The organism is Rhizobium sp. ERR 1071 (assembly GCF_007828675.1).
GTDB classification, from domain to species: Bacteria; Pseudomonadota; Alphaproteobacteria; order Rhizobiales; family Rhizobiaceae; genus Rhizobium; species Rhizobium dioscoreae.
On the sequence record NZ_VITM01000007.1, the window covers coordinates 39026 to 52153 of the forward strand.

The window sequence follows — 13128 nt, forward strand, 5'->3', positions numbered from 1 at the left end:
TCTTGGACATTTCCGATCCGGAGTGCCTACGACTTGACGGATCAAAACGCTTTGGCCACATGTCGCTTGAGTCTAAAGATTTGAAAAATGATGAAGCGCTATTAGCCATTCGTCTTCCGTCTCCACCACGACGAAAGATGAGCGCACCCTGTTGCGCAAGATTGTACCGTCCAGATGGTGATTCACGATGTTGCCGAAACCCTGCGCTATGAACACGCCCTTACCCAGAGAACGGATATTCTGATCCACTAGGGACAGCGTAACACCCCGGAGGCTACCTTCGTAGCTGCCGAAATACTCCTCGACCTCCGCGCGGCCGACATAGAGCCTCGGGAGCAGGCCGAAAAAAACGGCGTCGCTCGTGTAGATCCGAGCAAGCGCCTTGCTATCCCAGATCGCCGCGGCGTCGTTCCACCGCTGCTGTATCTCATTGAGGATCATATCATGCATTTGAAAACAGGAGCTCCGAGACGGAAGCCTTGCGACGGCCATCGTGGGTTATTTTCAGGTCGAGTATGAGGGTGGCGTGGCAATACGCCAGTGCACGGCGGCCACGCCTACCGTCGGGGGATCTCCGCCGACGGTATCTTCTTGTGCAGATCAGTCGTAGTATTCCACGGGCGCCTTCTTGAAGGTCTGCCATGTTTCCATGTCGTGGCCGGGGACGACGACCGCGTTTTCCTTCTCAACGATGCGGCGCAGCCTGCGCACGGACGCGGCGGCTTCACGCGCCGAGGTCAGAGCGCCGGGCAGGCATTTCTCGTTCCAGTGATCCATCGTGTAGGCCGCGTCAATCGCCAACAAGATTGGACCACTGTTAGGTAAGCGGACCATGATGGACTGGTGGCCGGGCGTATGACCGGGCGACAGGAATGTTTGCACGCTGCCGTCGCCGAAGACGTCGTACTGGTCCTCGTCTTCCATAACGTCCCAAGTGATGCCGTCCTTGGTCAGGTCCTTCTTGATGTAGCCGCCCTGCATGAACCAGTCGGCGGAGAAAGCCCAGTCGATCTCGCGGCGCTGCACCAGATGGCGAGCCTTGGGGAAGTTGCCACAGGCGCCCGAGTGATCGAGATGAAGGTGAGAGTGAAGCACGAACTTGATGTCATCAGGCTTCATGCCAATCATAGCAAGCTGGTTCACGCAGCCTTCCGACTGATCCATGATCGGATAGTACTTCTTGGTCGTATCGCCCCACCAACCTTCCGGATCGACTGCCGCCTCGACGGCCGTGCCGCCATCGATGACGATATTGCCCTTGGGATGAACGATCAGATACCACGGTATCGGCGTGAAGAACGGCTGCTGACTATAACCGAGCTTGATATCGACTTCCTTTTGCCGGATTTGTCCTGTCTGGAACATATAGAGCCTTACATCAGTGCTCATGTCGTCTCTCCTCCTCTGATGGAAAAATGCAGTCGCTTAGCGGGCGCTTTCAATTTGCCACTCAACGTTACCGCCAGTAACTCATCGTAGGTCCAGCTGGTCTTCGGTGCCTCCGCAACGCAATTGCCGTCGTGGATCACCATCACGCGGTCAGCCAGAGTCAACGTCTCTCGCAACGAAGATGAGACCAGCAATACCGCAGCTCCATCCTGTGCAAGTTGAAGAATGATTTCGTAGATTTCCTTGATCGCCCCCACGTCGACGCCGTTCGTCGGTTCAACGATAATGTAAAGCGATGCGCCAGCACTCATCCATTTGCCGATGACCAGCTTCTGCTGGTTTCCTCCGGAAAAGAAGCGAACTTGGATGGCGGAATCACGCGGGCGCACAGCGAGCTGCTCCATGACGCTATCGGTATATGTTTTCATCACGCGTGGACTGATGGCCAAAAACCGCTCTAGTCTGCTCATGACTGGAAGGCAGATGTTTTCAGCCGCCGAAAGCGATGGAAAGAGAGCTTGCTTGCGCCGGTCTTCTGGAACGAGGGCCACACCTGAGCGACGTGCAGCCATCGGCGTTTTGACGTTGATAGCCTGTCCACGCAGGCTGGCTTTGCCTGTATGGCGGATAACGCCCCCAAGTGCGCGTGCGACATCTTCCATGCCGCCGCCCACCGGCCCGGTAATGCCAAGAACCTCACCCGCCTGGACCGTAAAGGACAGCGGCGACAGCTTGGTGGTCGCTAGATCTTTAACCTTCAGTAGGATCTCAGGGCGAACTTGGCGGCCATAATTGTAGATGGAAAGTTCGGCGCGGTTGCGATTCACCATCAGCTCGGTGACACGGTCTTCCGTCACCTCCCCTCGGTTCAGTGTGCCGGAGACGGCTCCGCCCCGCAAGATGGTGGCGCGGTCACAAATCTCCTGCACCTCCTTGAGGCGATGAGAAATATAGACAATGGCAACACCCTCCATCTTGAAGCGTTCGATGATGCGGAAGAGAACTTCCGATTCTGCGGCAGAGAGGCGCGCCGTCGGCTCGTCCAGCACGATGAGCTTGTAGCGCCGATGAAAGAGGGTCGCGAGTGTGACGAGTTGCATCTCCGCTGCTGACAGCGTCCCGGCAAGACGGCGCACATCAAGATCGATGCCCATCAAAGTGAGAATCCGCGCTGCCTCATCATGGATTTCTCGCCCGCTGATGCCAATCCGGCCCGGCTCGTTGCCGAGAAGAATATTCTGCCCAACGGTGAAGCTGAGCACAAGCTCGGCATCCTGATAGACGGCGCCAAGACCTAGGCGATGTGCTTCCGGTGGACTGGAAACCCGCACAGGAACGCCGTCGAGCAGAATTTCACCGGCGGTTGGCGAATAGACGCCGGTGAGAATCTTAATCAGCGTCGATTTACCTGCGCCGTTTTCGCCAAGCAACCCGTGTACTTCCCCAGCGAGAAAGTCGAGGCTCACGCCTTTGAGGGCTTTGGTACCGGCAAATTCCTTCTCGATATTTTTCAGTTCGACGAGCGCCGTCCCGGTCATGATCTTGCCCTCAGATAAACTTCAGATGGACTTCTTCGCGATTGAGAAGCGCGTTGGCACCGACCGCGATGATGAGAACCGAACCTTGGAAGATGTGGCGGGCGGCAAACGGGAACCCGACCATGTTCATGCCGGAGTCCACCATGTAGAGGAAGAAGACCCCGATGAGCGTCCCGAGCAAGTGCGGCTTTCCTTTACCCAAGACCGTTGCACCGAGGAAGACGGCAGCAAACGCCTCCAGCAGGTATCCCTCCCCACCCACGGGCTGTGCAGATGAAGAAATCGACGTCACGAGGACCCCGGCAATCCCGGCCATGAGAGCGGAGAGAATAAAAGCAAGGATGACCCACCGATACACATTGATGCCGGAATAGAACGCTGCCACGGGATTATCGCCGACCGCTGCAATGTAGTGGCCGATACGTGTACGTGACCCGGCGATCAAAGCGACAAGGAAGACGGCAAGCAGAATGAGGACAGGGACGCCAACCATTCCAAGCTTGCCCTGCCCAAGATAGAGGAAAGCTGATTCGTCATAGCCGACAGGCACCTGATAGCCACCGGTGATGAATATGTTGATGCCCGACAGCACAAACATGACACCAAGCGTCACGACGATACCTGACAGTCTCCCATAGGTCACGAGAAGACCATTGACCGCCCCTATCAAGCAGGCCGCGAGAAGCGCAACGCCAATCGCCACCCAAGGCCCAAGGACCGGGATTAGAAAAGCGACAACGATCGATGACGTTGTGACGGTCAATCCAATCGAAAGGTCAAAACTTCCTGCCACAACGACCCATGTCAGTCCCAGTGACACGAGCGCGCTAACAATCATTGAAAAAAGAATATTATTCAGGTTTGAAAATGTCGCGAAGTAAGGCGACGCCAGCGAAAAACCTGCTCCGGCTGCAAGCAGCACGACGATCGTGCCCCACCGTCGGAGGAACCGCATTGCCAACGATTCCTTTCGCCCCGCAACCTGTGTTTTCCGAACGATTTTTTCGCGCTTCGTCGTATTGGCGGTATCATCCAGCTCAGCTTTCGTCACTGTTCTATTCCAGTCGTTCTTGATCATTGGAAGGCTCATTTGGCCAAGTGCCGAATTGGCCGCCTTGTGTTTGGTGCATCCGGGTGCCGATGTGGCGAACTCGAAATGTTGCTTGCCACGTGCTACATCAGCCATTAGCCACCAAACTGCTTGAGCAGCGCGATCGCTTGTTCATCCCAGCTTTTGAGTTCGGCAAGGGCCTCAGTCGCCTGATCAGGTGTCTTGGAAATGACCGGAATGCGGTAGACGATATTTGGCACATCCTCGCCACGCGCCAGCTTAACGGCCAGTTCACCGGTCTTGCGACCGATTTCGGGGAACGGAGAATCGCAACTGAAGACGACTGGGACCTGCTTGGCGGCCCAGGCTTCGAGGAACTGAGTCGAGAGGTAGTGGTTGAACAGAGGAACGTCATCGCGATTCATCTGCTTTAGCGCCTGGCCGGCACCAAGAGTGAATGGCCACCACCACGATATGAAACCCGCCAAGGAGCCCGGCTGGGGATTGGCCTGCAGCAGGGAAAGCATATTTTTGCGACCAACGGAAATTTCGTCCGTCGTGCCCTGTCCCCCGTCGATGAAGGGAAGAACCTTCATGCGCGGCTCGTAGCGGCACATCAGCTCGAGCATATCGACTTCCATGTCGAACGGCGTGAAGTAGCCACGCTGCTCGGCGGTCTGGGCGAAGGTGCCCTGACGCTTGCAGTAGTTCTGCACGAAATATCCGAGCGTGGTGGCGGTGCCCCACACGTCGTCCATGACGGCGGGGGAATCCTTCACCGGGATCGTAAAGCCGACGGTCTTGATGCCGCGCTTATGTGCCTCGTCGGCGATGTAGGCCGTCTCGGATTCTTGGGAGTAAATACCCATGACGAGAGCGTCGATGCCGCGATCCAGCAATGCACGGGAAGCGGCCTGCTCGCTTGCCTTGGTCGGCTCGCCACGAACTGTGACGACCTCGCCACCGGCATCGAGCACTGCCTTGACGATTTGCCAGCAGCCGCGACGCCAGGGCTGGTTGAACGGTCCATAAGTCAGCGGCACGCCGATGCGCACCTTCTTGCCAGGTACCGGCGGCGTGATTTCGTCGGCACTTGCCAGCGTGGCGGTACCGGCGAGCGTGGCGCTCCCAATTACGCCGACGGCTCCCTTCAGAAGGGTACGACGGCTGAATTCCGCATATTCGGTGGCTTCCTGCGCCAGCCCGCGCAGCCGTTTCACGTCGTCAAAAAAAAAGCTCATGCATTCCTCCCTTTTTGCTTAGCTCACGCGAGAAGCCCAACGCGTTCTCCCTGGACAAACTGAGTCCCGGCAGGGCGCGCGTTGCCGGAAGCGTCTTGCCTGAATGACGCTCCTTCCCTGCTTCGCTCGACCGGATAACCGTCGCGGCGGCTGCTCAGCCACCCTCCTCTGATGGATAGAGAACCATATAACCTGGTTGCCTGACAAGTACTTTCTGCTATTCTTGCGGAAAAAGATGCAGTAGGGCAGTGGCAGGAGGCAAAGCCTGTTAAAACCACTCCGGATGGCAGAGTCGGGGAAAACGCTCGGAGGTGCGCATGGTACTAGATCACAGGGTAACACGCGGCCCTTCGCTTGTGGATTCGGTAGCCGGCCGTATCCGTGCCGACATTACGTCCGGAACTTACGCAAAGGGCGACAAGCTTCCGACGGAGCGTGTTCTTTCGGAGAAATACGGCGTGAGCCGGCCCATTGTGCGTGAGGCGATCGGCACGCTCAAGCGCGATGGTCTGGTCGCAACGCGTCAAGGGCTCGGAGCCTTTGTCATCGAGACGAAGGAGGTTGCGTTCCGGTTGGCAGGCGTCGATCTGACGGATTCGCTGGATGTCCAGAATGTTATCGAGTTGCTGATGGCGGTTGAATCCGCTGCAACGGCGCTGGCAGCAGAGCGGCGTACCGAAAAGCAGCTTCGAGAGATCGAGCGTCGGCTGAACGCCATCCAGATGGCATTCGACAACGGTGCAGCCGGCATTGAGGAGGATCTGGCGTTTCACCGGGAGATCGTCGATGCATGCGGCAATCCGTACTTTCGGGAGATGTCGGACTTCCTCGAAACCCATGTCCGAAATTTCATCCGCAAAGCCCGTGCCAGCACCCTGCGCAACGCCTTGCTCGAGCAGGTGCAAGGCGAACACATCGCCATCTACAATGCAATTGCCAATGCCGATGCGCAGGGCGCGCGGCTTGCCGCAGAGAACCACCTGCGCGGCGCCGCCACCCGGCTGACCTTGCTCCTCAAAGGGGTAGATACGGAACATCCATCAAGAGAAAGCACCCGCTAAAGGCAAGGAATCGGCCGACATTGCAGCTGCCCGAAGCGGCGGCTACAATGGTATGGTGACTATCACCGCCTTTGCTAGCAGCCGGCTCTCTGGCAGTATTGCTGAGACTCGCGCAGTAAAGGCTTTTCATCCCGGAAATCCTCCGAGATGTCGCTGCTCATGATCGTATGAACACAAATACGGCCGCAGCCGAAGCGAGAAAGGTTGCGACGGCCAGCCCGACCGAAATATGCATGCCCTCGACGAAGGCGGTCGAGCCGACCGCCCCGATAATTGAGCCGAAGAGCGCAACACCGATAGCACCGCCGATCTGACGGGCGGAATTGAGGACGCCCGCTCCGATACCGGCGCGTCCGGTCTCGGATTCCGAGATCGCCGTCGTCATGACCGAGGGAACGATCAGAGGAATGCCCCCTCCGGCGATGAGAAAGACAGGGATGATTGTCGAAAACGGTGTAGCCGCGTGGATCGACAGCATTGCGGCGTATCCTCTGCTTGCGAAGGCCTGCAAGCATGATCAGACGGGAGCCTCTAGCTCCGATCAATCGACCGGCCACGATGTTGACCACCATAATGATGGCCGTCATCGGCGCGAAGGCAAGTCCCGTCTCGAAGGCAGACCTGCCTTGCACGATTTGAAAGAACAGGCTGAAGACGAAGACCAATCCGTAGAAGGCGAAGTTGACAACAGCGCCGACCCATATCGCCGTGGAGAAGGCCCGGCTTCGAAATAAGGTCAGCGGCGTCATGGGATGTTTCGTCACCCTTTCGATGCACAGAAAGACGATAAAGAGAAGGATACCCGCAAGCAGAGCTCCGCCGACCCACAGATTGCTCCATCCAAGATCTCCGGCGTGAGTAAGTGCGCCCGTGAAGCACGCGAGCGCGATGGCGGCGACGAGCTGTCCGGCGATGTCGATGTCGCGCCGTTCGTACCTAGGCGAGGATGGAGCGAAGCGAGAGGCCAGCCAGGTTCCTATGATGAAGCCGAGATGGTGCGGATGCTGGAAGCAACCGGACGCTATCAGATCCTGAAAAAACTCGAGCCACGCGCGATCGCCCCTGCCCTAAGGCCGGGCTATCCGCTGAGGGGCGTTATCCTCGACACCGAGACAGTCTCGACGCGAGGAAGGACGAGATCATTGAAATCGGCCTAATCGGCTTCACCTTCAACGAGGACGGCGAGATCGGAGATGTCACCGGCATTTACGGCGGACTGCAGCAACCGAGCATCCCGATCCCGGCCGACGTGATCCGGCTGACCGGCATCACGGACGCCATGGTTCATGGCCAGATGATCGACATGCCCGCCGTGCGTGCGCTCATCGAGCCCGCCGATCTCGTCATTGCCCATAATGCCGGCTTCGATCGACCGTTCTGCGAAGCCTTCTCCCCGATCTTTGTCCGTAAGGCCTGGGCTTGTTCCAATACCGAGATCGATTGGAGTCTCAGGGGCTATGAGGGAACCAAGCTCGGCTACCTCATCAACCAGAGTGGGTATTTTCATGTCGGGCACCGGGCCGTCGATGACTGCTTTGCGCTGCTGGAAGTCCTGGCACTTCCTCAGGGCGATAATAATCAAACACCCTTTGCCGAGCTTTATCAGGCAAGCCAGCGCTCGCGCGTGCGCATCTTCGCGGAAAACTCACCCTTCGATCTGAAGGATCGGCTGAAGGAACGAGGCTACCGCTGGTCCGATGGCAGCGACGGCCGGCCGAAATCCTGGTGGATCGAGATCGCAGAAGAGACCATGGAAGACGAGCTTCAGTTCCTACGAATCGAGATCTACCGCTGGGAGGATGCTGACCCCCCGGTTCAGCGTCTGACGGCATTCGACCGGTTCAGGGGGCGCAGATAGATTCGGCCCCTCGCTACTACATCGGGTATTCCCGACCTTGCCGGGCCCGACTTTCAAATTACAACTGAAAACAGCAAGCGCCGGCAGAACGCTTCCATCTCACGCTCAAACCGATCAAAGGCGTCATAGACCCAAGGTTCGTAAAGCTCAGAAGCGCCACTGCTACCGCGCAAGGCACGCGATCGGAGCATCCTGAAACGCCGAAAGTCCGTAAATCGCATCACCTACCACCAAAACGGAGCTTACGAGCCCACAACATCATCAATTTGGTGGCTGTCCATCCATTAGAAACCCGAAAACTAAAGGTCCCAGCAAGTGTTGCAAATTTGACAGCCCCGCAATCCAGTACGCGTCGCCACCTGTCGCGCACAGCTGAGCTGTCGACCGGGTCTCCTTGGTTGTTACTGGGTTAAACACATATAGACGAGAGTCAAATGGTGGGACTCACTCTTGTATGGACAAATTTCGTCCATACGTATATACAATCGTTGTCATGACATAAAGGGACGCCATATGCTCAGCATCCGTGATCGGGAAGTTCGCACCTTGGCGGAAGCTGTTATGCGCAAACGCGGCGCCTCAAACCTGACCGCCGCTATCAAGCTTGCCTTACAGCACGAGATTGAGCGGGCCGATGAAGCTGTTCCCCTAAAGCAGCACGTCGCGGAAATCCGCGCACGCGGACTTGCCAAGGCAAAGTTTCCGCCCGCCGCGCCCTTGACCAGAGAGGAACGCGACGCGCTCTGGGCTCAATAATGTTCATAGAGACCTCAGCAATCGTCGCCATCCTTGCCGGAGAGGCGGATGCCGATACCTATCTGGCCGCGATCGACAGCGCCACGGATCGGCAAACCGGCGCGCACGTCCGGCTTGAAGCGACCATCAACCTGGCGCGTATTCTTGGCCTGGAGGTCCTGGATGCCCAGGAGATGTTCGACGCTTTTCTTCACGCAGCCAAAATCACCGTGATCCCAATCACCGATACGATCGCGCGGCGCGCTGTCGAAGCTTTCGCCGCCTACGGCAAGGGTAAAGGCCATCCCGCCCAACTCAATTTCGCCGACTGCCTATCTTACGCTTGTGCGGACACCCACAACATGCCGATCCTGTTCAAAGGACGCGATTTCATGGAGACGAATCTCAAGAGCGCACTTTTCGGAGCAAGCTGAGCGCGTTCAATCGATCACCAGTTCGACAAGTCAGCGACGGGTCGATCAATGCCCAGCGGAAGCGTCCGGGAGCCACAGAGCTATCTAATTCGTCCGTTCACAGCAAGCGGGTAAGAGCCTGGGGATCCCTCATGTCGAGCCGCCTCTATGGAGTATTGAACCAGCCAAAGGAAAACACATACTTGCTCTTGAAGTAGAAAGCGAACCGCCGACCCTGTCGTTGCAAAAGCCAACTGTTTGAAATTCCTCAATACCGGACATTGGCTTTGGTGGAATGACCGATCAAGGCGAAGGCGGCTGGCAGCTTCTAGGCGTGGACCTGCACCCACTCGCCAACGATATTCGCCGGCAGGTGCGGGGCGAGGCTTGAACCTGAGCCGACCGCTAATGGGACAATATGTTCTGATTCATTAACACAAGCAAATCGCGACCACTTGCCCATTAAATTCCGTCAGGCTAAATTACACAAGATTTAGTTGCATTTCTGTCGGCCAAGGTCGGCGGATCGATCACCGCTAACCCCGCTGGTCCGACAAGCTGACATGATTTGGAATCATCGCATTACCCGCGTCACCGTCGGCGTTCTGCTGCTGGCGCTTGCTATCGTCGTCTCCTTACCCGCAATCACGGGTTATACAAGCCGAGATGGCACCGTAAATGCCCGCCTGGCTTTCCTCAACGCGCCCATTGATGGTGTGATTTCGGGCGAGCCGGCAAAGGTTGGCATTCCAGTGAAAGCCGGCGAAACTCTCGTGGAAATCAGCAATCCGCGCGTGAACCGTGCCGTTCTGGCTTCGCTTGAGGCCGAGCGAAACACCGCTCTCGATCGCGTGGCAGCTTTGAAAAAAGAACGCGACGATCTCACGCAACTTCGCGATCAGCGGGGAAATCGGCTCGAAATCTTCAAGCAGGCAACGATTTCCAATCTTGAACGCGAAGTTGAGATCCTGCGTAAGAGGGTCGAGGTTTCGCAGGCACAGGATCTCGCCGCGCAGGTCGACCTCGATCGCCGGAAGGAATTGGAATCCAAGGGCATACTCACCCAGCGGATGGTGGACGCAGCACGCGCTGCCGGCGCGGCGACCGGAGGCGAGGTCGAAGTGAGCAACCTGACTGTCGATCAATTGCAACAGCGATTGAACGCCGTTCGACAGGGTATTTTCGTATTCGGAGATGGACAGAATGACGTGCCATATTCCCGCCAGCGCCAGGATTAGGTGATCGTCCACATCAGCGACCTGAATTCGCGGATCGCGGAGAATGAAACTCGCGCCGCCGAAGTCGAAAAGCAACTGACGGAAGAAGGCATTCGCGTCAGCAGCCTCGAATCGGCAACCGTGACCGCGCCATTCGATGGAGTTGTTTGGAGCAGAAGCATCGTCAGTGGTTCCAACGTCGTGCTCAACAATGAACTGATGCGACTTCTCGATTGTCGGGAGCTGTTCGTCGACATCCTCGTCCCCGAAGTTGACTATGACGAGATCTATCCTGGGCTCGGCGCGCAGGTTCGGCTGCTCGGGCGCAGCGATGTTTTCAAAGGTTCGGTCGTTTCTGTAAAGGGCAGCTCGGCGGCCACGGAAACCGATTCATTTGCGGCTAGTCTGCCCCTTACATCACAGCGCAATGCCCGCATCAGGGTTCGTCTCGAACCCTCCTTAATGAATGGTGACTTCGAAAATTTCTGCCAAGTGGGACGTTCGGTCCAAGTCCGCTTTCCAAGGCACGGATTTGGCGTTTTGAAATGGGTCAAGAACTTGTGGTTCAGTATCTTCTAGCCCTCGCCCCAACCTTTTTCGTAACAGCCTTCTTTCTGCTGGGCCCATTCAATTGGTCGCGTCATCATAGCTGGACGAGGACAGCCACCTGCGGGTTCGTCGCCGCCGTCGCACTACGCTACATGATTTGGCGGTTCACGCAGACCGTCCTTCCATACCCCTATGATGGGGCGAATTTCTATTGGGTCTGGCTCGTCTTTATCATCGAACTCCTGGCATTTACCGACGTTGTGCTGTTCCTCATCCTGATGAGCCGCTACGTCGACCGGAGCCGCGAGGCAGACAAGCTTGGTAAGATCTTTTTTTCGCGTGACCAACGCGAACTGCCGACGGTGGATGTCTTCATACCCACCTACAATGAGCCGCTCGACGTCCTGGAGCGAACAATTGTCGGCGCACTCTCACTCGATTACCCTGCAGAAAAGCTCAAGGTTTATGTCCTCGACGACCAGCGCCGCGACTGGCTCAAGACTTTTTGCGAACAGAAAAACGCTGTTCATGTCACCCGCCGCGACAATTCTCACGCCAAAGCGGGCAATATGAATAATGGTCTGCAAGTCAGCTCGGGCGAATTCGTTGCCGTCTTCGATGCCGACTTCGTGCCCTATAGGAACTTTCTTCGCCGCACACTGCCCTTCTTTTCCGACGAAAGCATCGGTATCGTCCAGACGCCGCAGCACTTCTTCAATGCCGATCCCGTCCAGACGAATCTGGGGCTTGAGAACATATGGCCGGACGAGCAGCGGCTGTTTTTTGACGAGATCGCGCCCAGCCGCGACGGATGGGATGTCAGCTTCTGCTGTGGCTCGTGTTCGATCGCTCGGCGCAAGGCGATCGAGGAGATTGGTGGCTTCCCGACGGAATCCATCACAGAGGATTTGCTGACCACACTCTCGATGCTCAACAAAGGCTACAAGACGCGCTACCTGAACGAGCGGCTGTCGATGGGGCTCGCCGCGGAAAATCTGACCGGCTATTTCGTTCAGCGCGAACGCTGGTGCCAGGGCGGCATTCAGACGCTTTATTTGCATAATGGCCCGTTGCGCGGTCCGGGCTTGACCCTCTTCCAGCGGATCATGTTTCTGCCCGCTTCATGGATAGTCCAGTATCTGGTGCGGCTGATGATCTTGATCATCCCGATCGTCTATCTCTGGTTCGGGCTCCTGCCACTTTATTTCACCGATATCGCCGACTACGTCTCCTATCAGGTCCCGCTGCTTGCATCCTATTTCCTTCTGATGCTCTGGATAACGCCGACGCGCTATTTGCCCGTCATCTCAAGTGCTGTTGGGACATTCGCGACCTTTCGAATGCTACCAACCGTCGTGTCGAGCCTAATAAGGCCGTTCGGCAAACAGTTCAGGGTGACACCAAAAGGCAGCGGCAACCAGGCAAATCAATTCGACAAATATACCTTTGCCTGGATCGCGGCTTTGATAACGATCACAGGCCTTGGATTGCTCATCGATATTGTTCCCGAGACTACACAGATCGAGGCGCAGTTTTCGCCGATCGCCGCTTTCTGGGCAGGCATCAATATTGTCGTTTTAGTCATCGCATCCCTCATTTGCTTTGAGAAGCCACAGCGATTGTTTCATGCGTTCAAATTGGATGAGCCGGCATCAGTGGATCATATCCCCGGCCGACTGGTCAGTTTGGCGCTTGATAAGGCCGTTGTCGCCGTGCCGGTCGATTCGCGCTTCGGATCAAAACTTGTATCGCTGCACCTGCAGGGTTTTGCACCCTTTGAAGCCGAACTGAAGCAGGTTACCCAACGAGGCAGGAGCGTCAATCGGCGAGGCGATCCGCAGGCTTATTATCTCCACCTCCATTTCGACCTCGAAGGCCCCATCCGAGACCAGATGATCGTGAAGCTCTATACGGGAGACTATTCGCAGGATATTCGCGACATCGACAAGGTCGCGGTATCAGTCAATCTCCTTCTGCGCTCCTTCGGCCGGACGCGCACATACTAGGGAGCTCCTGCGCGAGTTGCCGTCACGGAAGCCACCTGCGTGTTCTCAGCGATTTCGCAATTTAGTGGGG

The 13128-nt window shown here is 56.8% G+C and carries 10 protein-coding genes and 2 pseudogenes; 6 read left to right on the forward strand and 6 right to left on the reverse strand.

All coding sequences use genetic code 11. The features are described 5' to 3' along the window. Window positions 1-72 precede the first annotated feature (72 nt). From FBZ99_RS22745 to FBZ99_RS22765, 5 genes are all read right to left on the reverse strand, one after another. On the reverse strand, window positions 73-450 hold the full coding sequence (locus FBZ99_RS22745) for a YybH family protein (protein ID WP_113395196.1): 378 nt from the start codon (window positions 448-450) through the stop codon (window positions 73-75). Between the two features lie 150 nt (window positions 451-600). Next, entirely contained in the window at window positions 601-1389 is a 789-nt protein-coding gene (attM, locus tag FBZ99_RS22750; protein ID WP_145634935.1) for an AttM family quorum-quenching N-acyl homoserine lactonase, read from the reverse strand. Then, the gene (locus FBZ99_RS22755; protein WP_145634938.1) at window positions 1386-2927 is read right to left on the reverse strand and encodes a sugar ABC transporter ATP-binding protein; all 1542 of its coding nucleotides are present in this window, start codon (window positions 2925-2927) and stop codon (window positions 1386-1388) included. Before FBZ99_RS22755 ends, attM begins: the two co-directional genes overlap by 4 nt. A gap of 10 nt (window positions 2928-2937) precedes the next feature. Further along, window positions 2938-4113: an ABC transporter permease gene (locus FBZ99_RS22760; RefSeq protein ID WP_246661176.1), complete on the reverse strand. Its 1176-nt coding sequence runs from the start codon at window positions 4111-4113 to the stop codon at window positions 2938-2940. Continuing rightward, a complete protein-coding gene (locus FBZ99_RS22765; RefSeq protein ID WP_145634941.1) occupies window positions 4113-5219 on the reverse strand; it encodes a sugar ABC transporter substrate-binding protein in 1107 nt (368 codons plus the stop codon). The genes FBZ99_RS22760 and FBZ99_RS22765 overlap by 1 nt, the downstream gene beginning before the upstream one ends. A 317-nt stretch (window positions 5220-5536) precedes the next feature. On the opposite strand from FBZ99_RS22765, the gene FBZ99_RS22770 reads away from it, so the two are divergent. Continuing rightward, a complete protein-coding gene (locus tag FBZ99_RS22770; protein ID WP_145634945.1) occupies window positions 5537-6280 on the forward strand; it encodes a FadR/GntR family transcriptional regulator in 744 nt (247 codons plus the stop codon). Between the two features lie 157 nt (window positions 6281-6437). Here FBZ99_RS22770 and FBZ99_RS22775 read toward each other — a convergent pair whose 3' ends face one another. Next, complete coding sequence (locus tag FBZ99_RS22775) at window positions 6438-6758, reverse strand: MFS transporter (RefSeq protein ID WP_145634947.1); 321 nt, start codon at window positions 6756-6758, stop codon at window positions 6438-6440. A 424-nt stretch (window positions 6759-7182) separates the two neighbouring features. Between FBZ99_RS22775 and FBZ99_RS22780 the strand changes: the two are divergent. The 5 genes and pseudogenes from FBZ99_RS22780 to FBZ99_RS22800 all read left to right on the forward strand — a co-directional run bounded on the left by FBZ99_RS22780 (window position 7183) and on the right by FBZ99_RS22800 (window position 13058). Further along, window positions 7183-8138: pseudogene (locus FBZ99_RS22780) on the forward strand (3'-5' exonuclease). A gap of 513 nt (window positions 8139-8651) precedes the next feature. Continuing rightward, entirely contained in the window at window positions 8652-8894 is a 243-nt protein-coding gene (locus FBZ99_RS22785; RefSeq protein WP_145634950.1) for a type II toxin-antitoxin system VapB family antitoxin, read from the forward strand. Beyond that, the gene (locus tag FBZ99_RS22790; protein ID WP_173002614.1) at window positions 8894-9307 is read left to right on the forward strand and encodes a type II toxin-antitoxin system VapC family toxin; all 414 of its coding nucleotides are present in this window, start codon (window positions 8894-8896) and stop codon (window positions 9305-9307) included. The genes FBZ99_RS22785 and FBZ99_RS22790 overlap by 1 nt, the downstream gene beginning before the upstream one ends. A gap of 542 nt (window positions 9308-9849) precedes the next feature. Beyond that, window positions 9850-11082 (forward strand): annotated as a pseudogene (locus FBZ99_RS22795) (HlyD family secretion protein). Continuing rightward, a complete protein-coding gene (locus FBZ99_RS22800; protein ID WP_145635262.1) occupies window positions 11064-13058 on the forward strand; it encodes a glycosyltransferase in 1995 nt (664 codons plus the stop codon). Before FBZ99_RS22795 ends, FBZ99_RS22800 begins: the two are co-directional and overlap by 19 nt. Window positions 13059-13128 lie beyond the last annotated feature (70 nt).